The sequence below is a fragment of the Streptomyces yaizuensis genome (assembly GCF_034961445.1).
GTDB classification, from domain to species: domain Bacteria; phylum Actinomycetota; class Actinomycetes; order Streptomycetales; family Streptomycetaceae; genus Streptomyces; species Streptomyces yaizuensis.
In genome coordinates this window covers 78,345-102,127 of the sequence record NZ_BSBI01000012.1, presented here as the reverse complement: position 1 = coordinate 102,127, position 23,783 = coordinate 78,345, and the positions used below count along the sequence as shown (strand labels likewise).

Annotated in this window: 26 protein-coding genes; 13 read left to right on the top strand and 13 right to left on the bottom strand. The window is 72.9% G+C overall.

The annotated features are described in order from the left end of the window. Positions 1 to 72 precede the first annotated feature (72 nt). Entirely contained in the window at positions 73 to 1,317 is a 1,245-nt protein-coding gene (locus tag SYYSPA8_RS26335; protein WP_323449810.1) for an MFS transporter, read from the top strand. A gap of 47 nt (positions 1,318 to 1,364) precedes the next feature. On the opposite strand, the gene SYYSPA8_RS26330 is transcribed toward SYYSPA8_RS26335, so the two are convergent. Continuing rightward, complete coding sequence (locus tag SYYSPA8_RS26330; protein ID WP_323449809.1) at positions 1,365 to 2,777, bottom strand: GH1 family beta-glucosidase; 1,413 nt, start codon at positions 2,775 to 2,777, stop codon at positions 1,365 to 1,367. Between the two features lie 98 nt (positions 2,778 to 2,875). On the opposite strand from SYYSPA8_RS26330, the gene treZ reads away from it, so the two are divergent. Continuing rightward, positions 2,876 to 4,624 carry a malto-oligosyltrehalose trehalohydrolase gene (gene treZ / locus SYYSPA8_RS26325; protein WP_323449808.1) on the top strand — a complete coding sequence of 583 codons (1,749 nt, stop codon included), beginning with the start codon at positions 2,876 to 2,878 and terminating at the stop codon, positions 4,622 to 4,624. 24 nt (positions 4,625 to 4,648) lie between these two features. On the opposite strand, the gene SYYSPA8_RS26320 is transcribed toward treZ, so the two are convergent. The 3 genes from SYYSPA8_RS26320 to SYYSPA8_RS26310 all read right to left on the bottom strand — a co-directional run bounded on the left by SYYSPA8_RS26320 (position 4,649) and on the right by SYYSPA8_RS26310 (position 7,666). After that, a complete protein-coding gene (locus SYYSPA8_RS26320; RefSeq protein WP_323449807.1) occupies positions 4,649 to 5,776 on the bottom strand; it encodes a M24 family metallopeptidase in 1,128 nt (375 codons plus the stop codon). Between the two features lie 174 nt (positions 5,777 to 5,950). Continuing rightward, entirely contained in the window at positions 5,951 to 6,898 is a 948-nt protein-coding gene (locus SYYSPA8_RS26315) for a hypothetical protein (protein WP_323449806.1), read from the bottom strand. A 120-nt stretch (positions 6,899 to 7,018) separates the two neighbouring features. Further along, positions 7,019 to 7,666 (bottom strand): nucleoside/nucleotide kinase family protein, encoded by a 648-nt coding sequence (locus SYYSPA8_RS26310; protein WP_323449805.1) that lies wholly within the window; start codon positions 7,664 to 7,666, stop codon positions 7,019 to 7,021. Positions 7,667 to 7,703: 37 nt separating this feature from the next. On the opposite strand from SYYSPA8_RS26310, the gene SYYSPA8_RS26305 reads away from it, so the two are divergent. Further along, positions 7,704 to 8,114: a VOC family protein gene (locus SYYSPA8_RS26305; RefSeq protein WP_323449804.1), complete on the top strand. Its 411-nt coding sequence runs from the start codon at positions 7,704 to 7,706 to the stop codon at positions 8,112 to 8,114. Between the two features lie 37 nt (positions 8,115 to 8,151). On the opposite strand, the gene msrB is transcribed toward SYYSPA8_RS26305, so the two are convergent. The 4 genes from msrB to SYYSPA8_RS26285 all read right to left on the bottom strand — a co-directional run bounded on the left by msrB (position 8,152) and on the right by SYYSPA8_RS26285 (position 11,457). Further along, positions 8,152 to 8,559, bottom strand: a complete 408-nt coding sequence (gene msrB / locus SYYSPA8_RS26300; protein WP_323449803.1) for a peptide-methionine (R)-S-oxide reductase MsrB — start codon at positions 8,557 to 8,559, stop codon at positions 8,152 to 8,154. Positions 8,560 to 8,572: 13 nt separating this feature from the next. After that, positions 8,573 to 9,985, bottom strand: a complete 1,413-nt coding sequence (gene murC, locus SYYSPA8_RS26295) for a UDP-N-acetylmuramate--L-alanine ligase (protein ID WP_323449802.1) — start codon at positions 9,983 to 9,985, stop codon at positions 8,573 to 8,575. 118 nt (positions 9,986 to 10,103) lie between these two features. After that, on the bottom strand, positions 10,104 to 10,574 hold the full coding sequence (locus SYYSPA8_RS26290) for an indole-3-glycerol phosphate synthase (RefSeq protein WP_323449801.1): 471 nt from the start codon (positions 10,572 to 10,574) through the stop codon (positions 10,104 to 10,106). A gap of 106 nt (positions 10,575 to 10,680) precedes the next feature. Then, positions 10,681 to 11,457 (bottom strand): pyrimidine reductase family protein, encoded by a 777-nt coding sequence (locus SYYSPA8_RS26285; protein WP_323449800.1) that lies wholly within the window; start codon positions 11,455 to 11,457, stop codon positions 10,681 to 10,683. 37 nt (positions 11,458 to 11,494) lie between these two features. Here SYYSPA8_RS26285 and zapE point away from each other — a divergent pair, with 37 nt between their 5' ends. Both zapE and SYYSPA8_RS26275 read left to right on the top strand, forming a co-directional pair. After that, positions 11,495 to 12,586 carry a cell division protein ZapE gene (zapE, locus tag SYYSPA8_RS26280; protein ID WP_323449799.1) on the top strand — a complete coding sequence of 364 codons (1,092 nt, stop codon included), beginning with the start codon at positions 11,495 to 11,497 and terminating at the stop codon, positions 12,584 to 12,586. A gap of 164 nt (positions 12,587 to 12,750) precedes the next feature. Continuing rightward, complete coding sequence (locus tag SYYSPA8_RS26275) at positions 12,751 to 13,176, top strand: OsmC family protein (RefSeq protein ID WP_323449798.1); 426 nt, start codon at positions 12,751 to 12,753, stop codon at positions 13,174 to 13,176. Positions 13,177 to 13,299: 123 nt separating this feature from the next. Here SYYSPA8_RS26275 and SYYSPA8_RS26270 read toward each other — a convergent pair whose 3' ends face one another. Both SYYSPA8_RS26270 and SYYSPA8_RS26265 read right to left on the bottom strand, forming a co-directional pair. Then, positions 13,300 to 14,103, bottom strand: a complete 804-nt coding sequence (locus SYYSPA8_RS26270; protein ID WP_323449999.1) for a class I SAM-dependent methyltransferase — start codon at positions 14,101 to 14,103, stop codon at positions 13,300 to 13,302. A 132-nt stretch (positions 14,104 to 14,235) separates the two neighbouring features. Further along, entirely contained in the window at positions 14,236 to 14,652 is a 417-nt protein-coding gene (locus SYYSPA8_RS26265; RefSeq protein ID WP_323449797.1) for an organic hydroperoxide resistance protein, read from the bottom strand. A 127-nt stretch (positions 14,653 to 14,779) separates the two neighbouring features. Between SYYSPA8_RS26265 and SYYSPA8_RS26260 the strand changes: the two genes are divergently transcribed. Both SYYSPA8_RS26260 and SYYSPA8_RS26255 read left to right on the top strand, forming a co-directional pair. Then, on the top strand, positions 14,780 to 15,247 hold the full coding sequence (locus SYYSPA8_RS26260; protein WP_323449796.1) for a MarR family winged helix-turn-helix transcriptional regulator: 468 nt from the start codon (positions 14,780 to 14,782) through the stop codon (positions 15,245 to 15,247). Between the two features lie 82 nt (positions 15,248 to 15,329). After that, positions 15,330 to 16,199, top strand: a complete 870-nt coding sequence (locus SYYSPA8_RS26255; RefSeq protein ID WP_323449795.1) for a polysaccharide deacetylase family protein — start codon at positions 15,330 to 15,332, stop codon at positions 16,197 to 16,199. On the opposite strand, the gene SYYSPA8_RS26250 is transcribed toward SYYSPA8_RS26255, so the two are convergent. Further along, on the bottom strand, positions 16,200 to 16,388 hold the full coding sequence (locus SYYSPA8_RS26250) for a hypothetical protein (RefSeq protein WP_323449794.1): 189 nt from the start codon (positions 16,386 to 16,388) through the stop codon (positions 16,200 to 16,202). A gap of 62 nt (positions 16,389 to 16,450) precedes the next feature. After that, entirely contained in the window at positions 16,451 to 17,125 is a 675-nt protein-coding gene (locus SYYSPA8_RS26245; protein ID WP_323449793.1) for an AIM24 family protein, read from the bottom strand. Positions 17,126 to 17,163: 38 nt separating this feature from the next. Between SYYSPA8_RS26245 and SYYSPA8_RS26240 the strand changes: the two genes are divergently transcribed. After that, positions 17,164 to 17,904, top strand: a complete 741-nt coding sequence (locus SYYSPA8_RS26240) for a peptidyl-tRNA hydrolase (protein ID WP_407706089.1) — start codon at positions 17,164 to 17,166, stop codon at positions 17,902 to 17,904. A 142-nt stretch (positions 17,905 to 18,046) separates the two neighbouring features. Here SYYSPA8_RS26240 and SYYSPA8_RS26235 read toward each other — a convergent pair whose 3' ends face one another. Beyond that, a complete protein-coding gene (locus SYYSPA8_RS26235; RefSeq protein ID WP_323449791.1) occupies positions 18,047 to 19,423 on the bottom strand; it encodes a hypothetical protein in 1,377 nt (458 codons plus the stop codon). 189 nt (positions 19,424 to 19,612) lie between these two features. Between SYYSPA8_RS26235 and SYYSPA8_RS26230 the strand changes: the two genes are divergently transcribed. From SYYSPA8_RS26230 to SYYSPA8_RS26210, 5 genes are all read left to right on the top strand, one after another. Continuing rightward, positions 19,613 to 19,738 carry a lasso RiPP family leader peptide-containing protein gene (locus SYYSPA8_RS26230; RefSeq protein ID WP_186767996.1) on the top strand — a complete coding sequence of 42 codons (126 nt, stop codon included), beginning with the start codon at positions 19,613 to 19,615 and terminating at the stop codon, positions 19,736 to 19,738. 167 nt (positions 19,739 to 19,905) lie between these two features. Then, positions 19,906 to 21,744: an albusnodin/ikarugamycin family macrolactam cyclase gene (locus tag SYYSPA8_RS26225; RefSeq protein WP_323449790.1), complete on the top strand. Its 1,839-nt coding sequence runs from the start codon at positions 19,906 to 19,908 to the stop codon at positions 21,742 to 21,744. Next, a complete protein-coding gene (locus tag SYYSPA8_RS26220; protein WP_323449789.1) occupies positions 21,728 to 22,024 on the top strand; it encodes a hypothetical protein in 297 nt (98 codons plus the stop codon). The genes SYYSPA8_RS26225 and SYYSPA8_RS26220 overlap by 17 nt, the downstream gene beginning before the upstream one ends. Next, a complete protein-coding gene (locus tag SYYSPA8_RS26215) occupies positions 22,021 to 22,443 on the top strand; it encodes a lasso peptide biosynthesis B2 protein (RefSeq protein WP_323449788.1) in 423 nt (140 codons plus the stop codon). The genes SYYSPA8_RS26220 and SYYSPA8_RS26215 overlap by 4 nt, the downstream gene beginning before the upstream one ends. Positions 22,444 to 22,523: 80 nt before the next feature. Continuing rightward, positions 22,524 to 23,549 carry a protein-L-isoaspartate O-methyltransferase family protein gene (locus SYYSPA8_RS26210; protein WP_323449787.1) on the top strand — a complete coding sequence of 342 codons (1,026 nt, stop codon included), beginning with the start codon at positions 22,524 to 22,526 and terminating at the stop codon, positions 23,547 to 23,549. Positions 23,550 to 23,783 lie beyond the last annotated feature (234 nt).

Sequence of the window (23,783 nt, the reverse complement as noted above, 5' to 3'; positions counted from 1 at the left end):
GCAGGCGCCCGGCCCCGCGCCCCGGCCGGCGGACGCACGGCCCCTGTCGTCCGAGCCGATGGCGAGCCGCCCATGGACACGCACGCGCACCAGCCCACCGCCGGGAGGGACCCCCGGCGGCAGACCGCGCCCGTGGGCCGGGGCTGGACCGCCCGGCTGATGCTGCTCCATCTCGGCCTGTACATGGCGCTGCTGACCCCGATGCAGATCCTGCTCGCCGCGCACCTGGCGGAGATCGACCCCGGCGGCAAGGAGATCGCCCTCGGCTGGGCGACCGGCCTGGGGGCGCTGGTCGCCGTGGCCGCCGCCCCGTTCGCGGGCGCGCTGTCGGACCGGACCGGGGGACGGTTCGGCCGCCGCCGGCCGTGGATCGCGGGCGGCGCCCTCGTCGGCGCCTGCGGGCTGCTCCTCACGGCGGCGCAGTCCACGACGGCCGGGGTCACCCTCGGCTGGGCCCTGGCGCAGCTGGGGCTGAGCGCGCAGCTCGCGGGGGCGCTGGCCGCCGTACCGGACCGGGTGCCGGTGGAGCGGCGGGCGGCGGTCTCCGGCTCGGTCGCGGTGCCGCAGGCGCTGGGGCTGGTCGTCGGCGCGGTGCTGGTGACGGTGGTGGCGTCGGGCACGGGCGGCGGTTACGCGCTGCTCGCCGCCGTGGTCGTGTTCTGCGCGCTGCCGTTCGTGCTGGTACCGGAGGAGCCGGTGCGGGCGGCGCCCCGGCCCCGGCCCCGGGCGGGGGACTTCTGGCTGAGCCCGCGGGCCCATCCGGACTACGCCTGGGCGTGGGCCACCCGGTTCCTGGTGAATCTGGGGAACGGTCTGGGCACGCTGTACCTCCTCTACTTCCTCAAGGACGCGGTGGGATACGGCGATCCGGAGCGCGGGGTGCTGGTCCTCACCGTGCTCTACACGACGGGTGTGGTGGTGACGGCGTCCGCCGCCGGGGCGGTGTCGGACCGGCTGGGGCTGCGGCGGGCGCCGGTCTCGGCGGGGGCGGTGCTGATGTCGGCGGCGTCGCTGGTGCTGGCGGTGTGGCCCGGCTGGGCGACGGCGACGGTCGCGGCGGCCCTGCTGGGGCTCGGCTTCGGCGTCTACGTCTCGGCGGAGCAGGCGCTGCTCACGCAGGTGCTGCCGCACTCGGGCGACCACGCCAAGGATCTGGGGATGTTCAACGCGGCGAACACCGTGCCCCAGGTGCTGGGGCCGGTGATGGCCGCGACGGTGGTCTCCGTCGCCGGCGGGTACACCGGGCTCTATCTGGCCGCGTCGCTGTCGACGGGTCTGGGCGCGGTGCTGGTGTGGCGGATCCGGTCGGTCCGCTGAGCTTGGAGCGGATCCCGCGCAGGCCCGTGAGCGCCGGTGGCAGTGGGTCAGCCCGTACGGTGGTGGGCGCGCTGGGCCGCGATGGTGTCGCGGTACCACGCGTAGGACGCCCTCGGGGTGCGTTCCAGGGTGGCGTAGTCGACGTGGACGAGGCCGAACCGCTGGGAGGCGCCCTCCACCCATTCGATGTTGTCGGTCAGCGACCAGGTGAAGTAGCCGCGTACGTCGACCCCGTCCGCGACGGCCCGGTGCAGCGCGCGCAGATGGGCGTCGAGGAACGCGATCCGGGCCTGGTCGTCCAGGGGCGCGCAGGAGCACCCGTTCTCGGTGATCCACAGTGGTGGCAGCCGGTCGCCGTAGCGGGCCCGGAGCCCGGTGAGGAGTTCGTGGAGCCCGTCGGGGACGACGGGCCAGCCGAAGTCGGTGCGGTCGGCGCTCGGTGTCCGCCGCAGCGCGAAGGGGATGTCTTCGGGCAGTTCGATGCCCCCGAAGCCGTCCGCGTCACCGGCTCCGGGGGCCGCGACCGTCATGGGGTGGTAGTAGTTCACGCCGTACCAGTCCACCGGGGTGGAGATCACCGCGAGATCGTCGGCGACCGGCCCCGGCAGCAGGGCCGCGAGGTCGTCGTCCGGGTAGCGGCCGGTGAGGACCGGATCCGCGAACATCCGGTTGGTGAGGGTGTCGTAGAGCCCGGCCGCCGCGTCGTCCGCCGGGCCGCCGCCGGCCGTGCGGACCGGCGAGTGGGAGCAGGCGATCCCGATCTCGCGGGCCCCGGCGGCGCGCAGGGCGCCCACGGCGAGGCCGTGGGCGAGCAACTGGTGGTGGGCGGCGGGCAGCGCGTCGAAGAGGAGCCGGTGGCCGGGGGCGTGCTCGCCGAGTGCGTAGCCGAGGAGGGTGACCTCGGCGGGTTCGTTGATGGTGATCCACATCGGGACGCGGTCGGCGAGCCGGTCCGCGACGGCGGCGGTGTAGTCAGCGAACCGGAACGCGGTGTCGCGGGCGAGCCAGCCGCCGGCCCGGTCGAGTTCCAGCGGGGTGTCCCAGTGGTAGAGGGTGGGCGCGGGGGCCACGCCCCGGGCGAGGAGTTCGTCGACGAGCCGGTCGTAGAAGGCGAGCCCGGCGGGGTTGACGGGGCCGGTGCCGCCGGGGACGACCCGGGGCCAGCTGACGGAGAACCGGAAGGCGTCCGCGCCGAGCCCGGCGAGCAGGGCCACGTCCTCGCGGTAGCGGTCGTGGAAGCCGGTGCCGCGCGCGGCGTCGGCGCCGTCCTTGATCCGGCCCCGGGCGGCGAAGTCGTCCCATCCGGAGGGGCCCTTGCCCGCGGTGCGGGCGGCGCCCTCGGTCTGGAAGGCGGAGGCGGCGGTTCCCCAGCGGAACCCGGGCGGGAAGACGGGCAGCGGTGACGCCTGGGGGCCGGTCGCGGGCTGTTCCGGTGCGGGCTGTTCCGGTGGGGTCGGCATGGCCCGTGACCCTAACGGGCGAGCCGCCCCTCTTCCAGGGCCGGGATCGGCCAGCATGGACCGGCACGGATCCATCGGCCGGACCTGGAGGACCGCGAGTGCTGTTCGAGGTGTGGGCGCCCGCCGCCCGGGAGCGGGTCGTACTCCGGCTGGGCGAGTCGGAGCTGCCGATGGCCCCCCGGCCGGAGCGCGCGGGCTGGTGGGCCGTCGAGACCCCGGCCGAGGAGGGGGACCGCTACGGCTTCCGCCTGGACGGCGGCCCGCCGCTGCCCGATCCGCGCTCCCGGCGGCAGCCCGAAGGACCCGGCGGGCCGAGCGCGGTGGTGGTGCCCGGGGCGTACCCCTGGCGTCATGACCGGGCGGGCCGGGGCCTGGCCGGCGCGGTCCTGTACGAGCTGCACACCGGCACGTTCACCGCCGAGGGCACCCTCGACGCGGCGGCGGCCCGCCTCGGCGACCTCGCCGCGCTCGGCGTCACCCATGTGGAGCTGATGCCGGTGTGTCCCTTCCCGGGGACGCACGGCTGGGGGTACGACGGGGTCGCGCCGTGGGCGGTGCACGAGCCGTACGGCGGCCCCGACGCGCTGCGGCGGTTCGCGGACACGGCCCACGGGCTGGGGCTCGGGGTCGTCCTGGACGTGGTGCACAACCACTTCGGCCCGTCGGGGAACCCCCTGCCCGCGTTCGGCCCGTACACCACCGGCGCGCACCGCACCCCGTGGGGCGAGGCGGTCAATCTCGACGGTCCGGGCTCGGACGAGGTACGGGCGTATCTGCGGGAGAGCGCCCTCGCCTGGCTGCGGGACTTCCGGCTGGACGGGCTGCGCCTGGACGCGGTGCACGCCCTCGCCGACGGCCGGGCGCTGACCTTCCTGGAGGAGCTGTCGGCGGCGGTGGACGCGCTCGCCGCCGAACTGGGGCGGCCGCTCTTCCTGATCGCCGAGTCGGACCGGTGCGATCCGCGCACCACAGCGCCGCGACGGTCGGGCGGCCTGGGGCTGCACGCCCAGTGGAACGACGACTTCCACCATGGGTTGCACACCGCGCTCACCGGCGAGTCGCAGGGCTATTACGCCGATTTCGCGAGGGCCCCGCTGGCGGCCCTGGCGAAGTCGCTGACCCGGGGCTTCTTCCACGACGGCACCCACTCGGCGTTCCGGGGCCGGACGCACGGGCGGCCCGTGGACGTGACGAGCACGCCCGCCCACCGGTTCGTGGCCTGCGCCCAGAACCACGACCAGATCGGCAATCGCGCCCTCGGCGACCGGCTCGGGCGCACCCTCTCCCCCGGGCTGCTGGCCTGCGCGGCGGCGCTGCTGCTGACGGGCCCGTTCACGCCGATGCTCTTCATGGGCGAGGAGTGGGGGGCCACCACGCCCTGGCAGTACTTCACCGACCACCCCGATCCGGTGCTCGCGGACGCGGTACGGGAGGGCAGGCGGCGGGAGTTCGCCGCGTACGGATGGCCCCCGGACGAGATCCCCGACCCGCAGGCGCGGGCCACCCGGGACCGCTCCGTGCTGCGGTGGTCCGAGCGGGAGCGCGAGCCGCACGCCCGGCTGCTGGCCTGGCACCGGGAGCTGATCGCGCTGCGGCGCTCCCACCCGGATCTCACCGATCCCGACCTGGGGGCGGTGCGGGTCGTGTTCGACGAGGACGCCCGCCGGCTGGTGCTCTGCCGGGGCGAGGTGCGGACCGTGGTGAACCTGGCGCCGGAGCCCGCGCGGGTACGGGTCGGGGGCGCGGGCGCCGGGCGGGTGCTGGAGGCCTGGGAGCCGGTGGGGCCGCCGGGGGCGGACGGGGTGCTGTCGCTGCCGGGCGAGTCCTGCGCGGTCCTCGCGGTCTGAGACCCCGTCCGCTCGACTCCTCGGCTATTCGACGACGGCGAGGGCCCGGTCGGTGGTGTTGAGCCGCCGGCCGCCGTCCTCCGTCACCGCCACGATGTCCTCGATCCGCACCCCGAACCGGCCCGGCAGATAGATGCCGGGCTCGACGGAGAAGCACATCCCCGGCACCAGCGGCTGCTTCTCGCCCTCCACCATGTACGGGGGTTCGTGGGTGGTCACCCCGATGCCGTGGCCGGTGCGGTGGATGAACAGGTCGCCGTACCCGGCCGCCTCGATGATCTCGCGGGCGGCCCGGTCGACGTCCTGGCAGGCCACGCCGGGCCGGACCGCGTCCACCCCGGCCTGCTGGGCCTCGCGGACCACGTCGTGGATGTGCTGCTCGGCGGGGGACGGCTCGCCGACGTGGACCGTACGGGTGGTGTCGGAGCCGTAGCCGTCCTTGAGGCCGCCGAAGTCCATGACGACCATGTCGCCGTGGCGGATGGTCCGTTCGCCGGCCTCGTGGTGCGGGTCGGCGCCGTTGGGGCCTGAGCCGACGATGGTGAAGTCGACCTGTTCGTGGCCGAACCGGCGGAGCAGGTCGGCGAGGTCGCGGGCGACGTCCCGCTCGGTCCGCCCGGCGAAGCGGAGCCGGAGCACTTCGCGGTAGGCGGCGTCGGCGGCGGCCCCGGCGGCCGCGAGGCGCTCCAGTTCGCGGGCGTCCTTGACGGCCCGCAGCATCGGCAGCGCGTCGCTGAGCGCGGCGAAGTCCGTGCCGGGAAGTGCCCCGCGCAGCCCCAGCAGATGGAGCGCCCACAGATTGTCGCTGACGGCGTACCGGCCCGCCGCGTCCAGCAGGGGCGCGGTGAGGGCGTACGGGTCGTGCCGGCCGTCGGTCCAGTCCCGCAGGGTCAGCGCGGGCGCGGCGGGGGCGTGGGCGGCTTCGCCCGCTTCCAGGGCGGGCACCACGAGGACGGGGTCGCGGCCGGGCGCGAGGACGAGCAGGGTGAGCCGTTCGGTGTCGGCGGGCACCCGGTGGCCGGTGAGGTGGACGAGGTCGGGGCCGGGGGCGACCAGGACGCCCGCGAACCCGGCGTCGGCAGCGGCCAGGGCGGCGCGGTCCATCCGCGCCCGGTAGTCGTCGGCGGTGAAGGGCGGGGGTGTCGTCGGCATGTGCCCATGGTGCCCGGGGCGGGGCGGGTCCGCGAGCCCGCACGGCGGCCGGGGCAGGGCGCCTGCGGAGACCGTACGAGCACGGAGGCAGGGCGCCTGCGGCCGTACGGTCCCGCCGCTCGGAGCCGTACAAGCACGGGACCAGCGGCGGGACGTGGCGCGGCCAACCGCCGCTCAGACCCCGCCCACCAGCCGCTCCAGCACCGCCTGGAACTCCTCGCCGACGACGATCCGCAGCCCCTCCCCGTCCTCGTCCCGGGCGCTGAGCCCGGTCAGCCGGCCGCCGTGCCACCAGTAGACGCAGGGGCTGATGGCGCCGGGCGCGTCCACGTATCCGGTGGCCGCGAAGGAGGCCATCGCGTTGAGCGCGGGGACCACCGAGGCGTCCCGGATGACGTGGAAGGCCAGCTGGTGCCGGAAGGGCACCGCGACCAGCGCGCCGTCGGGCGTCAGCTCCTCGCCGGTGGTCTCGCGGACGACGTTCTCCAGGGCGAGCAGCCGGCTGGCGGTGTAGAAGGAGTCCCCGACGACCACCTCGAAGCGCATGCCCGCCTCGCCCCGGATGGTCTCGTGGCTCTCGACGGGCAGCCCACGCAGGTTGTAGAGCGCCTGTTCGCGCAGGTAGCGCAGGTCGCCCAGAGGGCGCAGGGCGTCGTCGGTGAGCATCATGACGCTCTCCGGCAGATCGAGCGCGATGATCTCGTAGAGGCCCGGGGCCGGGGAGCGGGCGTAGCCGAAGTTCTCCGCTTCAAAGGCGTCGGCGCCGACGATCCGGGGGTAGAGCTGGGAGCGGATCTGCTCGGTCGAGAGGGTGTCGAGGGCGGAGGGCTCGTCCATGGTCCGCAGCACCATGCCGACGTGCTGGTGGACCAGGTCGGGCCAGGCCCGCCGGCCCCGGTCGTCGTGGTGGAGCACGGCGGCGAGATTGGTCAGGCCGAAGCGCCGGCCCGCGCTGTCGGTCACCGTGTCCGCGTAGACCGTCACTTCGAGTCCCCGCTCGGCGAACGCCTCCCGCACCAGGGTGCGGAAGCGCGCACCCTCGTCGGCCGAGAAGTAGCCGAACGCGGGGTCACGGGGGGTCTCCCGGCCGTCGCGTCTCGGTCTCCGCCGGAACAGCCCCACGTCGTCGCCCCTTCCTCGGCAATCCCCGGCCCCGGCCCTCCCGGCCCTCCCCGGCCTTCCGGGCGTTCGTGGCCTTCCCTGCCGCTGCCCGCGCTGTGAGGGTACCCAGGTGGCGGCCGGTCACCCGGGCAGGGGTACGACGAGGTCGGCGCGGTCCCGGCCGCGTTCGATCAGCCGGGCGTTGACCTCGTCGGATTCCCGGACCCAGCGTTCGGCGCGGGCCCGCTCCCGCCCGTACCGCACATGCCGCTCGACCAGCCGGGGCACGCGGACCCCGGGGTCGGTGTCCAGGAACCACACCTCGTCGAGGAGTGGCCGGATCCGGGCCCAGGGGCCTTCGTCGTGGAGGAGGTAGTTGCCCTCGGTGACGATCAGCGGGATTCCGGGGGGTACGGGGACGCTGCCCGCGATCGGCTCCTCCAGGGCGCGGTCGAAGGCGGGGGCGTAGACGGTGGTGTCCGGTTCGGGGGCGCGCAGCCGGGTGAGCAGGGCGGCGTAGCCGTCGGCGTCGAAGGTGTCCGGGGCGCCCTTGCGGCCGGCTCTGCCCAGCCGTTCCAGGACGGCCTGGGCGAGGTGGAAGCCGTCCATGGGCACCAGGACGGCGTGCGGTCCGAGGGCGGTCACGAGCCGCTCGGCGAGGGTGGACTTGCCCGCGCCGGGCGCTCCGGTGATGCCCAGGACGGACCGGGGGCCCCGGGCGGCGAGGGAGCGGGCCCGCTCCAGGAGAGGGGTCGGGAGGGTCTGCACCTCCCCATGGTCCCAGCGCATTGCCCCCACCGTTGTCATACGTATAACGTCCCCGTTCATGTCCTACATCGCGCTGGTGGCGCTCGTGGTCCGGGAGTACGACGAGGCGATCGCCTTCTACACCGGGAAGCTGGGTTTCGAGCTGGTCGAGGACACCGACCGGGGCGACGGGTCACGCTGGGTGGTGGTGCGTCCGCCGGGCGCGGGCGGCGGGACGGATCCGCTGCGCCGCGGGACGGATCTGCTGCTCGCGCGGGCGCGCGACGAGGTCCAGCGGGCCGGCGTCGGGGCGCAGACCGGCGGCCGGGTGGGGTTCTTCCTGTACACGGAGGACTTCGCGGCGTACCACGCCCGGCTGACGGCGGCGGGGGTCCGCTTCGTACGGGAGCCGAAGACGGAGCCGTACGGCACGGTCGCCGTCTTCGAGGACCTGTACGGCAACCTGTGGGATCTGATCCAGCCCGCGTGAGCGGGGGGTGGGGCGGCCCCGGGGCCGCCCCACCGGGTCACTTCTCGTCGGGCGCGAGCCGCAGCGAGACGGAGTTGATGCAGTACCGCTGGTCGGTGGGGGTGGGATAGCCCTCACCGGAGAAGACATGGCCGAGGTGGGACCCGCAGCGGGCGCACCGCACCTCGGTGCGGTGCATGCCGTGCGAGGTGTCCTCGACCAGCTCCACCGCGTCGCTGTCCTTCGGGTCGTAGAAGGACGGCCAGCCGCAGTGCGAGGCGAACTTCGTGTCCGAGCGGAACAGCTCCGCGCCGCACGCCCGGCAGGAGTAGACGCCCTCAGTGGTGGTGTCCGTGTACTCGCCGGTGAAGGCGGGCTCGGTGCCCGCCCGGCGCAGTACCTGGTACTCCGCCGGGCTCAGCTCCGCGCGCCACTCCTCGTCGGGCTTCTCGATGTCGTACGCCATGAAAACCGCTTCCTCAGCTCGACGGGATCGACCGCTCCGACAGCCGGTCCAGGATCCGGGGCCCGAGGTCCGTGACGTCACCCGCGCCCATGGTGAGAACGAGATCGCCGGGCCCCGCCATTCCCGCGACCGCGTCGGGGACCGCCGCCTGGTCGTGCACGGCGGTGACGTCCGCGCCCGCCTCGCGGGCGGCGGTGATGATCAGCTCGCTGGTGACGCCGGGGACGGGGTCCTCGCGCGCCGGGTAGATGTCCAGGACCAGCGATGCGTCGGCCAGGGCGAGCGCCCGGCCCATCTCGGTGCCCAGCTCCTGGGTGCGGGAGAAGAGGTGCGGCTGGAAGACCACCAGCAGCCGGGAGCCGGCGGCGGCGCCGCGCATGGCCGCCAGGTCGGCGGACATCTCGGTGGGGTGGTGCGCGTAGGAGTCGATGACCGACACGCCCGCCGCCTCGCCCTTGAGCTGGAGCCGGCGGCCGACGCCGGTGTAGGCGCCGAGGGCCTTCGCCAGGTCGGGCACGGGGATGCCGAGGGCGGCCCCGGCGGCGAGGGCGGCCACCGCGTTGTGCGCGTAGTGGCTGCCGGGGACGGAGACGGTGAAGGTCAGCGGGGTGCCGTCGAGGACCACCGCGACCTCGCTGGTCAGCCCGTTCGGAGTGATCCGCTCGATGCGGACGTCCGCGCCGGCGGACTCGCCGTAGGTGACGATCCGCAGATCGCCCCGGGCGCGCAGCCGGGAGGTCAGCTCGACCGCGCCGGACTGGTCGGCGGAGATCACCAGGGTGCCGCCGGGGACGATCCGCCCGGCGAAGATCTCGAAGGACTCGTAGATCTCGTCCATCGAGGCGTAGTTGGCGTGGTGGTCCAGCTCCACGTTGAGGACGATGGCGACCTCGGGGGCGTACTTCTGGAAGCTGCGGTCGCTCTCGTCCGCCTCGGCGACAAAGATCTCGCCGTCGCCGTGGTGGGCGTTGCTGCCGGGGCCCGCGAGGTCGCCGCCGATGGCGTACGAGGGGTCCAGGTCCAGCTCGCCGAGGGCGACGGCGAGCATGGAGGTGGTGGTGGTCTTGCCGTGGGTGCCGGCCACGGCGATCGCGCGCAGCCCGGTCATCAGGGAGGCCAGGGCGTCGGAGCGGTGGACGACGGGGACGGACAGCTCGGCCGCCCGCAGCAGCTCGGGGTTGTCGGCGCGGATGGCGCTGGAGACGACGACGCAGCTGGCGTCGGAGGCGAGGTGGTCCGTGGCGTGCCCGATGTGGACGGTGGCCCCCAGCTCCCGCAGGGCGCCGGCGACCGGGGACTCCTTGGCGTCGCTGCCCGCGACCCGGGCACCGCGCCGGGCCAGGATCTTGGCGATGCCCGACATCCCGGCGCCGCCGATGCCGATGAAGTGCGGGCGTTCCATGGCGGTGGGAACGGCGGGTGCCATGTGTGTGTCTCCAGGGGTACGGCGGGTACGAGGGGCGGGTGCGGCCGGTGCCACGGGTGCGGCGCCGGCCGGGTGTGCGGCGCCCCGCCCGGCGCGCGGGCGGGGTGTCCGGTCCACCCTATTCGCTGTGCGCGAAGAGCTTGAGCACCGGGACGCCCACCTTGTGCCGCGCCCGGGAGGCCCAGTCCCGGTGGAAGAACTCCTCGACGTAGTGGGGCGCGGTCAGCACGATGACCTCGTCGGCGCGGGACTCGTCCACGACCTCCCTCAGCCTGTCCAGGGGGTGCTTCTCCACGACCTGGCCGACAGCGGCGCAGCCGGCGGCGTGCAGGGCGGCGAGCGAGTGTTCGAGCCCGCGCGCGGCGGGGGCCTCGGCGTCCGCGCCCTCGGGTTCCTCGCCCTCGTGGACGGCGTCCTTCAGCTCGCCCATGGCCACGTCGTCGATCGCGCGGAGCAGGATGTCGGCCTGATCGCCTCGGGGCTGCAACAACACGATGAACGAGATCTCCTCGTCCCCGTGCAGGGTGGTGACGAAGTCCACGTCCTCGGAGGTCAGGGGCTTCTCGATCATCAGTACGCTTGTGAACACGCCAGGAGCCCTTCTGCGGAAACCATCCTTCCCCGTGCCCGCACGGGGCCTGCGAGAGTAAGTGTGCCCATCCGCAGCTAACCGGAACGGTAAATTCCGACGATTGTCAGACGCGCCGGTAACGGGTGAACAGAAACCCCTTCTCCTCCAGCACACCCGCGAGGGCCAGCCGCTCCGGAACGGCCATCGAAGGACCCTGGGTGATCCGCTGGGCCCCGCCCGCCGTCAGGGTGGGCGAGATCGTCAGACACAGCTCGTCCAGGACACCGGCGGCCGCGAACTGCCCCAGCAGCCTCGGCCCGCCCTCGGTGAGCAGCCGGCGCAGCCCCTGGCCCGCGAGGGCCCGCACGGCGGCGGCCGGATCCACACCAGGCCCCTCCCCCGTGATCAGCACCTTCACACCCGCCTCCGCGGCGGCCCGGAGCCGCTCCGCGGGTGCGGCGGCGCCGGTCAGCACCAGCGTGGGCACCAGCGGCCCGGTGAAGAGCGGCAGCGTGAAATCGAGCGCGAGGGAGGCGCTCACCACGGCGACGGCGGGCGCGGGCCCCTGCCCGGCCGCCGCCCGGCGGGCGGCGAACGCCTCCCGGGCGCGGGCGGGCCGGTACCCCTCCTGGCGTACCGTTTCCGCACCCACCACGACCGCGTCCGCCAGCCCCCGCAGCGTGCCGAAGATCCGCATGTCGGCGTCGGAGGAGAGCGGCTGGGAACGCCCTTCGTGCTGGGCGGCCCCGTCCAGCGAGGAGACCATGTTCGCCCGCAGCCAGACGCCGTCCGCGCCCAGCTCCGGATAGGCGTACGCGTCGGCCAGCTCGTCCAGCGACCACTCGCGGTCGACAGCGCCGTTGACGGGTGTTCGGTCGGTCACAGGGAGCAGGCTTCGCATGGGGATCAGTCTGGCATGCCCCGTACAGTGGGGAACTGTGCCGACCCCTGCCACCAGTGCCCCCACCGAGCGCGAGCCGCTGTCGCTGTGCTCCCGTGAACCCCATGTCCCCGCCGACCGGCTGGTCGCGGAGATGGTGCCGCCCCCACGCTTCGACTCCGTCCGCTTCGACACCTATGTCCCGGACCCGAAGCAGTCGAGCCAGCGCGAGGCGGTCACCGCGCTGAGCGCGTTCGCGGCGGGCCTCACCGCCGCCCCGGGCGACGGCACGGCGGGCGGCGGGCTGCGCCGCTTCTTCGGCCGCCGCCAGGCGCCCGCCCCGACGGGGCCGCGCGGGGTCTATCTCGACGGCGGCTACGGCGTCGGCAAGACCCATCTGCTCGCCTCCCTCTGGCACGCCACCCCGGCCGAGCCGGCGCTGAAGGCGTTCGGCACGTTCGTGGAGCTGACGCACCTGGTCGGCGCCCTCGGCTTCCAGCAGACGGTACGGACCCTCGGCGGCCACCGGCTGCTCTGCATCGACGAGTTCGAACTCGACGACCCGGGCGACACCGTGCTCGTCTCCACCCTGCTGGGCAAGCTGGTGGACTCGGGCGTGGCGCTGGCGGCCACGTCCAACACGCTCCCCGGCAAGCTGGGCGAGGGCCGGTTCGCGTCCGCCGACTTCCTGCGGGAGATCCAGGGCCTCTCGGCGCACTTCCGCCCGCTGCGGGTGGACGGCGAGGACTACCGCCACCGGGGTCTGCCCGAGGCGCCGCCCCCGTTCGCGGACGAGGTGGTCGAGCGGACCGCGCGCACCACGGAGGGCGCGTCGCTGGACGCGTTCCCGGCGCTCCTGGACCATCTGGCGAGGGTGCACCCGAGCCGGTACGGGGCCCTGATCGACGGGGTGCGGACGGTCTGCCTCACCGATGTCCGCCCGGTGCCGGACCAGTCCACGGCGCTGCGCCTGGTCGTCCTCGCCGACCGTCTGTACGACCGCGAGGTGCCGGTGCTCGCCTCCGGGATGCCCTTCGACCGGCTGTTCGGCGAGGAGATGCTGAACGGCGGGTACCGCAAGAAGTACTTCCGGGCGATCTCACGGCTGACGGCGCTGGCCCGTGACGCGAAGGTGCCCGCGGGGCAGTAGCGTCGGGGGTGCGTTTCCGGCGGCGTGCCGGGTCCCCGTCATGCCGCCCCTGTCCGTTCCTCCGTTTCCTCGTTCCTCCGTGTTCCTCCGTTTCCTCGTTTCTCACCCGCTTTCCTCGTTTCTCGCACGCTCAGATTTCTGACGTTTCAGAAGGGATGCACACCATGGCCACTACGCGTACGGCGCACACGGTCTGGGAGGGCGACCTGCTCAAGGGTTCGGGCACGGTCACCTTCGACTCCTCCGGCATCGGTTCGCAGCCGGTCTCCTGGCCGTCCCGCGCCGAGCAGGCCAACGGGAAGACCAGCCCGGAGGAGCTGATCGCGGCGGCCCACTCCAGCTGCTTCTCGATGGCGCTCTCGCACGGGCTCGCCGGGGCCGGGACCCCTCCGACCCGCCTGGAGACCAAGGCCGATGTCACCTTCCAGCCGGGTGAGGGCATCACCGGGATCCACCTCTCGGTCCGTGGCGAGGTGCCCGGACTGGACGAGGCGGGCTTCGCCGAGGCCGCCGAGAACGCCAAGAAGAACTGCCCGGTGAGCCAGGCGCTGACCGGCACGACGATCACGCTCAGCGCCGAGCTGGCCTGATCCACCGGCTGTGCCCGGGGCCCGTGCGGATGTCCGCACGGGCCCTTGGCGTTCTTGTGGATTTTCGGTGTCCTTGGGTTCTCTTGGGTTCTCGTGGGTTCTCGTGGGTTCTCTTCCACTCCTTCAGGGGCGGGACACGAGCAGGGCGTAGAGCAGCGGAATCCTGATGTCCGGCAGCCGCCACCAGCCGTGCGGGGTACGGTCCATCGAGGGCCAGCGCGGCCAGGGCAGCTCGTCGCACTCGCGCAGCCGCTCGATCCGCAGCCCGGCGCCGAGGACCGCGTCGACCACCTCGCCCAGGCCGTGCGGCCATTCGTACGAGACGGTCGGCCCCTCGACGGCGGGCCCGTCGGTGTAGGTGTGCGGGGAGTCCTTGCGCACCTCTCCCCCGCCGAGATAGTCGTGGCGGAGCAGGAGTTCGGGGCCCTCGCCCGGCCCCGGCGAGGGCCCCAGGGCGCTCAGCAGGGGATGGAACTCCACGATGTAGAGCCGGCCGCCGTCCGTCAGCAGCCGGGAGACGGTCCGGGCCCACTGGGCGAGGTCGGGGAGGTAGCAGAGGGCGCCCTTGCCCGTGTAGACGACATCGAAGCGGCGGCCGGCCAGGGCCTCGGGCGCGTCGTACACATTGGCCCGGACATAGTCGACCTCGCGGCCCCGGCGGGCGGCCAGCTCGCGGGCGGCGGCCACGGAGGCGGCGGAGAAGTCGAGGCCCGTGGTGCGGGCTCCGCGTTCGGCGAAGGCCAGGGTCTCCGTCCCCAGATGGCACTGGAGATGAAGCACGCTCCGGCCGGCCAGGTCGCCGAGGTCCGCCCATTCGAAGGGGGCGAACCAGTCGGCCGGGTCGCGGTCCCGGTCGTCGAGACCGTAGAAGTCGCTGGCGAGATGGACGGGGGTGCGGGCGTCCCAGTTGGCCTCGGTGGCCCGCATCCGCTCGCGCAGCGCCGCCCACTGCGGCTCCGCCGGACCGGGCCCGTACCCCTCTGTGTGCTCGGAAGCTCCCATGGGCCCATCCAATCGAGGAGCACCCCGCCCTGACCACCCACCCGACCACTCGCCCGATTACTCGATGACCAGCTCGACCGGGATGTTTCCGCGGGTGGCCTTGGAGTACGGGCAGAAGGCGTGGGTCTTCTCCAGCAGCGCACGGCCGGGCTCGCCCTGGAGGTGGTCGGGCAGCTCGGCCCGGATCACCACGGAGAGCGCGAAGCCGCCGTCGGCGGCGTCCTTGCCGATGGAGACCTCGGCGGTGACCGAGACGTCCGAGACGTCGATCTTCTCCTGGCGGCCGACGGCACCCATGGCACTGGCGAAGCAGGCGGCGTACCCGGCGGCGAAGAGCTGCTCGGGGTTGGTGCCCTTGCCGTTGCCGCCGAGCGCCGGGGGAAGCGCGAGGGGGAGGTCCAGCGTGCCGTCGGAGCTGACGGCGCGGCCCTCGCGGCCGTTGGCGGTGGCGGCGGCGGTGTAGAGCGCGTCCATGACGTCCCCTTCTCTCGGGTTCTCTCGGGTTTCTTTTCCGGGCCCTCCGTGCGGGAGCCCGACGAGGTAACTACACCACACAATTCAATTGCACACAACCAAATGGCGCGCTCGGTACACTGACCTCATGACCGCGCACAGCTCCCCCGCCACCGACGGGGACGACTTCCTCCGCCTGGACCAGCAGATCTGCTTCTCGCTGCACGCCGCGTCCCGGGCGTTCAACGGCGTCTACCGCACCGTGCTGAAGGATCTGGGGCTGACCTATCCGCAGTACCTGGTGATGCTGGTGCTGTGGGAGGACGGCGAGCTGCCGGTGAAGCGGATCGGGGAGCGGCTGCGGCTGGACTCGGGCACACTCTCGCCACTGCTGAAGCGGCTGGAGTCGGCGGGCCTGGTCGAGCGCCGCCGCTCGGTGGAGGACGAGCGCTCGGTGACGGTGCGCCCGACGCCGGCGGGTACGGAGCTGCGGGAAAGCGCGCGGGACGTGCCGCGCCGGATCGCGCACTCCACCGGCCTGCGGGTGGAGGACATCCGGGGCCTGCGGGAGGAGCTGGAGCGGCTGACGCGGGCACTGGACGCGGCCGCACCCTGACCCCCGCGACCTCCCGCGACCCCCTGCGACACAATGCCCGATTTACACACTTTTCCCATGGGTAATCATATATTTACGTAATGTGATTACATCTCTGCGGAAACTGACGGCTGTGGCCGCCCTGAGCGCCGTCGCCCTCGTCGGCTGCGGCCAGCAGAACGCGTCGGACCAGCCCCGCAAGGGCGCGTCCGACCCGGTGGCGGCCAACGGCCCCAACGCCATCAAGCCGCCCGCCGTGACCCCGGTCTACCGGCGGGCCCCCGTCCCCGACGAATCGGACGAGGAATCGGAGGAGACGGAGGAGACGGAACCGCTCGTCGCCCTCACCTTCGACGCCGACATGACCGCCGACCAGGGGCGGCGGGCGATGAGCGGCGAACGCTTCGACAACCCGGACCTCGTCCAGACCCTGCGGACGCTGAAGGTCCCCGCCACGATCTTCATGACCGGGCGCTGGGCGGAGGAGTACCCCGACCAGGCCAAGGAGATCGGCACCGACCCGCTCTTCGAGATCGGGAACCACTCGTACAGCCACTACGGCTTCACCGCCAACTGCCACGACCTGCCCACGGTCAGCAAGGGCCGCATGCTCGCGGACGTGAAACGGGCCGACGCGGCGATCCGCCGGACCGGGGCGCGCAACATCGTCCCGTACTTCCGCTTCCCCGGCGGCTGCTTCGACAAGACGTCGCTCAAGGCCATCGCCCCGGCCGGGAAGACGGCCGTCCAGTGGGACGTGGTCAGCGGGGACGCGTTCGCCAACTACGCGGACGCGGTGGTGGAACAGGTGATGGAGGACGTCACGCCGGGGTCGGTCGTGGTGCTGCACCTGACCCGGAGCGCGGCGCCGGTCACCGAGGCGGCCATCGAGCAGATCGTGCCCGAGCTGCGTGACCAGGGCTATCGGCTGGTGAAGGTCTCCGACCTGATGAAGGCGGCGAAGAAAAAGTAGTCAGCCGGAGCAGGCCGTGCGCTGGCCCTCCTGCCACTCGCAGACGGGGCAGAGGGTCGCCCCCCGGGTCGACTCCGGATACTCGGTCGGCTCCCGGCAGAGCACGCACTCGGCGAACGGCGGCCCACCGGCCGCCGGGCGGGCGGGACGGTCGGTCCCGCAGTACGGTTCGTCGCCGCGCTCGTCCATGTGGACGAGCGTACCGGGCACGGCGCCGCTTCGGCGGGCGTCGTGCCCGGTACGCCCGCGGGTCAGCTTCCCGCCTTCTCGGCGACCAGCTCGCTGGGCCGGACGATGACGAAGCCCTCGCCCTGGAGCTTCAGCTGCACCGCCTCACCGGAGCCGCCGCGCACCATCGAACCGATGGACTGCGAGCGGTTCAGCGAGGTGTCCAGGTGGGCGCTCCAGCCGACGACCGCGTCGGTGTCCACGCAGACCGGCTGCTGGGCCGTCACGGGGATCACGATCGGGGTGCCCTCGCAGATCACGGCCAGCTTGCCGGAGCCGCTGAAGACGCTGTTGAAGAGCCCGCCGCCGCCGATGCCGGCGCCCTTCACCGTCTTGATCTCGTACGAGAGGGTGGCGTCGAAGCACAGCACGTTGCGGCCGTTGACGGTCAGCTCGTCGCCCGGCTCTATCTCGACGATGAAACAGTTGTTGGCCTCGTGGGCGAACCACGCCTCACCCTGACCGCGCACGGCCATCAGCGCCAGGCCCTCACCGGTGACGGCGCGCTTGAGCATGCCGCCGATGCCCTGGCCCTTCCGCTCGAACTGGAGGTTCCCCCGGAAGGCGATCATCGATCCCTGCCGGGCGTGCATCTCCCCGTTCACCACATACTTGATCGACTTGGGGTTCTGGAGGACCATTCCGGGGACAGCGGCGGGCTGAGCCATGTTTTCCGAGGCAAAGAGATCGCTTTTCATACGGTGCATCCTCGCCCGGAGCCCGTCGTTCCCACAACATGGTTCCGCATCGTGCCTGGCAGACTGACCTGGTGAGCAGCGATTCCCCCGAGGACCGCGATGCGGCCCCCCAGTACGTCCTCCCCCTGGTCGTCCACATCGAGAAGACGACGCCCCCGTCCCGCACCGACGCCCTGGAGACGGCGGCCCGCGCGGTGCTGACCCTCCTGGCCGACGAGCGCTCGGGGCCCGGCGGGGAGTGGGAGAAGGCCGTCCGCGACTGGGAGGACGCCCGCATCCGCAAGGTGGTCCGCCGGGCCCGGGGCGCGGAGTGGCGCCGGGCGTCCACCCTGCCGGGCATCACGGTGACGGGCACGGACGCGGAGGTCCGGGTCTTCCCCCCGGTCCCCCTGGACGGCTGGCCGAAGGACCTGGCCAAACTCCAGGTCTCGGGCACGGACCTGACCGACCCGGAGCCCCCACCGCCGCCGGCCCCCGACACCCCGGTCCTCTGGTTCAACCCGTCGGTCCCGATGTCCGCCGGCAAGGCGATGGCCCAGGCGGGCCACGCGGCGCAGCTGGCGTGGTGGGAACTCCCGGACGCGACCCGCGAACGGTGGTCGGCGGCGGGCTTCCCCTTGTCCGTCCGCACGGCCGCCGCGGACGCGTGGTCCGGCTTGACGATGTCGGGGCTGCCGGTCGTGCGCGATGCGGGCTTCACGGAGATCGCTCCGGGGACATGCACGGTGGTGGCGGACCACGGGGTCCTGATGGGGGCGGGGCCGGGCGGGGTGGGCTGACCGGGCCTTCGCTCTCCGCCCTCGGCAGGGGCCGGGCAGCTTCACGGCTTGGCAAGGTCGCTTCAACACCGCAGGTCGGAAAGAATGTTCCCCGCGCTGGCGGGGATGGTCCGCCAGTTGAAGAGGGCCGGAGAGCTTCCGATCAGCGCTGATGGGCGAGAAAAAGCCGGGCTCGCTCATCGAGTTCCGTGGCGCATCGCAGGCCCCGGGCACGGTAGACGTTCAGGTCCCCACGCAGGGAACGGACGGCCTTACGGGTACGGGCGGACCGTACGCCGTCCATCGTGTCGATGGCCCGGGTCCAGGTGGCACAAGCCTGCTCGATGCTGCCCTGTTTGGCCTGCTGCTCGGCCTGGGCGACAAGGTCGAGGGCGATGATCCGGGCGTAGGTGGTGCCAGGGCGGCTTGCGGCGGCGGTGGCGTACTGGCGGGCGGCGTTGGGGCGGTCACCGAGGGTTTCGAAGACCTTCGCGGTCCGCGAGTGGACGGTGGCGGCCGGCGGCCCCCAGACCAGGGCCCAGAACGGCACCTGATCGTCCGCCCCGGCCGCGAGTGAGGCGTGGGCCCGTTTGACGTCGGCCAGCGCCCGATCGGTCTGCCCTGTCTTGGCGAGCGCGTGGGCATGGGTGATCGCGAACAGGGCTTCGGTCCGGGCGTCGACCCGGCCCCGGGCACGGTCCCAGCCGCTTTCGGCGAGGGTGAGGCAGTGTTCGGCCCGGTGCAGTTTCATGCCCTGCTGGGACATGGTCCGCATGACGAAGCCGTCCTGGCCGGGGATGCCGGACTCGCGGGCGAGGGCCAGTGATTGCAGGTAATAGCGCTGGGCGAGTCCCTGTTCGCCACTGTCGTACGCCTTCCACCCGGCCAGGTGGGCACCTGCCGAGGCGACGGACAGGGCCTCGGCGCGGGCCTCCTCGCTGCTGAACCGGGCCCGGCACAGGTCGAGGATGTCGGTGACCAGGTACTGGACGAAAGCGGAGCGCCCGTGCTGTCCACCGTGACGCTCGTCCATGTCCATGAAGAGGCGGACCATATCCCGTATGGCTGCGACGTCGGCGTGACCGGCCACGGCCCCGTTCACTGCGGCCCGGGTCCGGGCGGCGGTTTCCCGGACGGTCTCCAGTGGCAGGGTGGCGGCGGCCATCGAGTAGGCGGAGGCGGAGAGGAATCTGCGGCGGTTCACATCAGCCTTCCCGATAGCGGCCAGGGTTTCGACCGGGTCGAAGTCGAGGGTCAGTCCGATGCTGCCATCTTCGCCGCCGTCCGGGCAGGGCAGGCCGAGGTCCTCGCGGGTGATGCGCCTGCCAAGACGGCGGGACAGCGCTTCGGCCAGGTACTGCGGGGTCGACCCGGACGGCACGACACCCGCCACCCAGTGGTGGACGGCCGATTTGTTGGTTCCCAGGCGCTGGCCGCTCTCCGACGCGACCGCCCTCACGGCGCGGGCAACGCCGTCATACGACAGCCCGGATTCCTCGATCAGATCGCTGACCTGGTGGTTCGGCATGCGCTGGGTCATGGGGTCCTCGCCCTCGTATACCCGATATACGGCCTGGCCCGGCCCGGACTCTACTCGCCGAGAGTGGCAGCCAGTTGACTGTTGGTCACAGCCCGGCAGCGTGAACGCCAGCGCCAGCCGGACTGGAACATCCCGCCCGGCGGTGCGCTCACAAGGACGCGCACGGGGCGGCGAGTGAAGGAGAACGTCATGGAAGACACCCTCACCGCGGTCTACGAAGCGCCCGTCGTGCTGGACGCGGGCGCTGTCGTCGAGGTGACGCTGGGCACCGAGACCTTCGACACCGCCGACGACACCGAGTACAAGAACGCCTGACCCTCTGATCCGCCGGGGCCGGGAAGGGAATCCTGCGCCACGGACCGGCTCCGGCGCCACCAGGGCGCCGGGTCTGCCCGCCTCCCGTGCTGGGACACGGGGCGGGTGACCCGGCGCCTTCACGTCTCTACGAAACCACGCAGACGCGTACGCGGAAAGGGGCACAGATGAGGTGGAGCACAGGATGGTACGGCGACAGCGCCTGTGACCGGCTGCCCGCTGGGGGCAGGGCGGTGCCGGGCCTGGACGCGGTATGGACCCTTGGCTGGCCCTCGGCCCGGATCAGGACGGCCGCTGAGGGATGGGCAGCCCTGGCTGTCATCGGCGAGTGCGGGGCCGACGACCGTGAGCTGGCGACCGCACCGGCTCTGGTGCGGGCCGGGAAATGGCGGGCGCTGACCCGCTGGCCCGGCTCCTACCTGACGGTCGCCCGCAGTGGCCCGACGCTCGCGGTGATCGGCGATCTCACCGGCCAACACCCGGTGTACTGGCGCACGGACGCGGCCGGGACCTGGTGGTCGACCTCCGCCTGTGCCCTCGCCACACTCGATGGAGCACCGGTCGACCCGTTAGCGCTCGCCGCCCATCTGTCTTTCGGACAGCCCGACGTCCTCGGAGAGCGGAGCCTCTTTCGCACTGTGCGCCGCGTCCCGTCGGGCCATTTGTTGCTGATCAGCCCCGAGGAAGCTGGCACGGTGCCCTACGAACCGGCCTCCTACGACCCGGTGGACCTTCACCGGGCCGGGCCAGCCCTGCGGGCCGCGCTCTTCGAAGCGGTGGCCACCCGGATCGTCGATCGTCCTGTCAGCGCGGACCTGGCGGGCCTGGACTCCACCACCCTGGCCTGCCTCGCTGCCCGCAGCGGACCAGTGACCGCCGTGACCTTCGCCGACCCGAGGCTGAGGGACGACGACCTCGTCTACGCGGCCCGTACCGCAGTCACCGTCCCGGACCTGCACCACCAGGTGGTATCCGGAAATCCGGACACGGTGTACTACCAGGGCCTGGACGACCTCACGGAGCTGCCGGCCACCGACGCGCCCAGCGCCTACACCGTAACCGCCGCGATCAAACGGGCGGTGCTGGACACGGTCTCCGCCCGGCATCCGGCACCCGGTGTCCATCTGACCGGGGCGGCCGGGGACGCGCTGCTCTCCGCGCCGTCGTCCTACCTGGCGGATCTGCTGCGCGAGGGGCGGCACCGCGACGCCTGGCGCCACGCCCTCGGACACGCACGCCTGCGGCACACCTCCGCTTTCACGACCCTTCGCCGGGCCCGCCCTGCTGCCCGCACCACCCTCCCCGGCGCCTGGCAGCAGATCGCCGCCGAACTGCGCGGCCCTGCACGGGCATGGGTACCGCAGGCCCAGCGGCCCGTGAGCTGGACACCTCTGCTGGCCACGGCCGACTGGATGAGCCCGGATGCCCGCCACCACCTCGCCGACGCCCTCACCCGGGCAGCCGAGGAGCTGGCCGACCCACCGAAGCTGCTGGCCCCATGGTCGGACCGCCAGGACCTCGCCCGGGTCGGGGCGAACAGCAACGGATGGCGCGAGATCGCACAGGCCGAGTACGGGATCGAGCTGGCCACGCCTTACCTGGACAACGAGGTCGTCCGGGCCTGCCTCTCCGTCCCGGCCGACCAGCGCGGGGCGCCCGGAAGGTACAAGCCCCTGCTGGCCTCGGCGTTCGTCGGCACCGGGGTCCTGCCGGGCTTCGTCCTCACTCGCATCACCAAGGGCGGCTTCAACGCCCTCGCCTATGAGGGTCTGCGCCGTCACACCGGCCAGCTGCAAGACCTGCTCGGCACCACCTCCCGGCTCGCCGCCCTCGGCCTGGTCACCGAAGCCCCCGTCCACGAGATGCTGAAGCGTGCTGCGGCCGGACAGCCGACCGCCCAGGGAGCCCTGCACCTGATGACCAGCGCCGAAATCTGGCTCCGACAGTTGGACACAGCGCCCGCGCCCGCCTGGCGAAAGGTGAACTCCCATGTGGCACCTGCGTGACAGCACCCACCCGGTCCTCACCGACGAGGGCGGCGCCATCCTGGACGAGCGGACCGGCCGGTGGACCCACCTGACCCCGACCGCTGCGGCGGCGGTCATGCTCCTGCTGGCGGGCAATACCCCCGCCCAGGCGGCCCAGAAGTACGCCATCCGCTACCGGCTGGCCACCAACCACGCTTGGGAGGACATCCGGACCGTCTCGGACGCCCTCGCCGCCACCGGGCTCGCCCGGACCGGACCGACCTCACACCACCGCCGCTGGTGGGGGTGGTGGCAATGACGAGCACGGAGGCGTACTCCACCATGCGCACCGGCACCTTCCCCGAACGTACTGCGGCCTTCGCCGGGCTCGCGCTTGCCCTGGTGCTGCTGCGGCTGCCCTTCCGTCACACCGTCCGCACGGTCCGCTGGGCCCGACGGCTCGGACACCTCCGGCTCACCCCTGGACGGGCCGAGGCCCTGGTCGCAGCTGTACGACACACGGGACGGCTGTGGCCGGGCCGCCTCGCATGCGCCGAAACGAGCCTCGGGTCCGTCCTCGCGGCGGCGCTACTGCGGCAGGAACTGACCTGGTGCCTGGGAGCCCGGTTCTCGCCGCCCCCGACCGAGTACCACGCCTGGGCCGAACTACCCGGCGCCGGGCCGGTCGGCGAGTACACCGAGGGCGGCTGGCACCACCACGCAGCTCTGAGGATCTGACCGGGCTTCCCCCAGACGTGTCCTTCACCCGCCCGGAGCAGTTGCACACACGTACCCGCCCGTCCCTCCAAGGAGTGAGCGTGACCCCTGTCGCCCTGGCCGCCGAGACCGTTCCCGAGCGCCACTACACCCATCACGAAGGCCGGGGCACCACCCCGCACCGCTCCAACCCCAAGGTGATCCACCGCGAACTCACCACCCTGGACGTCGGCCCGGACATGAACGTCGCCGAGTTCGGCACCGGCTCCGGCTACTCAGGCGCCCTCCTCGCCCACCTCGTCGGCCCGGCCGGCACCGTGACCAGCCTCGACATCGACGACTATCTCGTACGGTGGGCCGGCCTCATCCACCACCAGCGCGGCGTCGACAACATCCGCTGTCATACCGCCGACGGCACCGCCGGGTTCGCCGGGCGGGCCCCGTACGACCGGATCGTGGCATGGTGCACCCCGCCGCTGCTGCCCAGGGCGTGGGTCGGTCAGACCGTTGAAGGCGGCCTGATCGTCGCCCCCCTGCCCATCGCGGCCGTGCCCAACATGACCCTCGTCACCAAGATCCGTGTGAAGGGCGGCCAGCCGGCCGTGGAAGCCGTGTTCACCGGCGGCTACATCGAAGCCACCGCTTCTCCGAAGACCGATCTCGACCTGCCCGGTCGCTGGGTCGACTGGGAGAACCGCGTTCCCGCACCATCCTGGATCTCCATCGCCTGGCGCGAGGACGACGACCACCTCCACACCGGCGCACGCACCACCCTGGATCGGTTGTTGAAGAACCCGTACACCGAGCCGTACGACGGTCCCAAGCTCGACTGGCCGTCCTGGCGCACCTGGGCGGCGGCCACCGCCGGCCGACAGCTGACCATGGCCGGGCTTAACCCGGACCTGTGGGCGCTCGGGCACTCCACGTCCACCACGGCCGCCGTCCTCCAGCAGGACGGCGCCATCCTCGCCGACTCCGCAGACTCCCCGTCCCTCACCGCCCTGCGCGGCTGGCTCGCCGCATGGGAGAAAGCCGGGCGGCCCGCCCCGGAGACCCACCGGCCCGTCCTGGTGCCTCACGGAGACGACCGGGACACCAGCGGGTGGAACCTCCGGCTGTCCCAGTAAGCAACTCCGCCTCACCGGTCCCGGCTCCCACCTCACCGGGACCGTTCCTTCTCCACCTTCTGGTTCAACCCGTCGGTTCCGATGGCAGCCGACAAGGTGATGGGCCACGCGGCGAAGCCGCCTGGTGTGGAGTGCCGGACGAAACCCACGCATGGTGGTCCGACCAGGGCCCCGCCACCTGGCCCGCTCTGACGGCGTCGGGGGCCGCCGGTCGTCGGCGATGCCGGTTTCACG

Bases quoted from the DNA above. Each gene is read 5' to 3' on its own strand.
- msrB (WP_323449803.1), bottom strand. From the start codon at position 8,559: ATGGCGTACGACATCGAGAAGCCCGACGAGGAGTGGCGCGCGGAGCTG.
- SYYSPA8_RS26310 (WP_323449805.1), bottom strand. From the start codon at position 7,666: ATGCGCTGGGACCATGGGGAGGTGCAGACCCTCCCGACCCCTCTCCTG.
- SYYSPA8_RS26260 (WP_323449796.1), top strand. From the start codon at position 14,780: ATGACCGCGCACAGCTCCCCCGCCACCGACGGGGACGACTTCCTCCGC.
- SYYSPA8_RS26275 (WP_323449798.1), top strand. From the start codon at position 12,751: ATGGCCACTACGCGTACGGCGCACACGGTCTGGGAGGGCGACCTGCTC.
- murC (WP_323449802.1), bottom strand. From the start codon at position 9,985: ATGGCACCCGCCGTTCCCACCGCCATGGAACGCCCGCACTTCATCGGC.
- SYYSPA8_RS26320 (WP_323449807.1), bottom strand. From the start codon at position 5,776: ATGCCGACGACACCCCCGCCCTTCACCGCCGACGACTACCGGGCGCGG.
- SYYSPA8_RS26220 (WP_323449789.1), top strand. From the start codon at position 21,728: ATGTGGCACCTGCGTGACAGCACCCACCCGGTCCTCACCGACGAGGGC.
- SYYSPA8_RS26240 (WP_407706089.1), top strand. From the start codon at position 17,164: ATGGTTCCGCATCGTGCCTGGCAGACTGACCTGGTGAGCAGCGATTCC.
- SYYSPA8_RS26330 (WP_323449809.1), bottom strand. From the start codon at position 2,777: ATGCCGACCCCACCGGAACAGCCCGCACCGGAACAGCCCGCGACCGGC.
- SYYSPA8_RS26215 (WP_323449788.1), top strand. From the start codon at position 22,021: ATGACGAGCACGGAGGCGTACTCCACCATGCGCACCGGCACCTTCCCC.
- SYYSPA8_RS26265 (WP_323449797.1), bottom strand. From the start codon at position 14,652: ATGGACGCGCTCTACACCGCCGCCGCCACCGCCAACGGCCGCGAGGGC.
- SYYSPA8_RS26335 (WP_323449810.1), top strand. From the start codon at position 73: ATGGACACGCACGCGCACCAGCCCACCGCCGGGAGGGACCCCCGGCGG.
- SYYSPA8_RS26285 (WP_323449800.1), bottom strand. From the start codon at position 11,457: ATGCGAAGCCTGCTCCCTGTGACCGACCGAACACCCGTCAACGGCGCT.
- SYYSPA8_RS26225 (WP_323449790.1), top strand. From the start codon at position 19,906: ATGAGGTGGAGCACAGGATGGTACGGCGACAGCGCCTGTGACCGGCTG.
- SYYSPA8_RS26230 (WP_186767996.1), top strand. From the start codon at position 19,613: ATGGAAGACACCCTCACCGCGGTCTACGAAGCGCCCGTCGTGCTGGAC.
- SYYSPA8_RS26235 (WP_323449791.1), bottom strand. From the start codon at position 19,423: ATGACCCAGCGCATGCCGAACCACCAGGTCAGCGATCTGATCGAGGAA.
- SYYSPA8_RS26250 (WP_323449794.1), bottom strand. From the start codon at position 16,388: ATGGACGAGCGCGGCGACGAACCGTACTGCGGGACCGACCGTCCCGCC.
- SYYSPA8_RS26305 (WP_323449804.1), top strand. From the start codon at position 7,704: ATGTCCTACATCGCGCTGGTGGCGCTCGTGGTCCGGGAGTACGACGAG.
- SYYSPA8_RS26270 (WP_323449999.1), bottom strand. From the start codon at position 14,103: ATGCGGGCCACCGAGGCCAACTGGGACGCCCGCACCCCCGTCCATCTC.
- SYYSPA8_RS26245 (WP_323449793.1), bottom strand. From the start codon at position 17,125: ATGAAAAGCGATCTCTTTGCCTCGGAAAACATGGCTCAGCCCGCCGCT.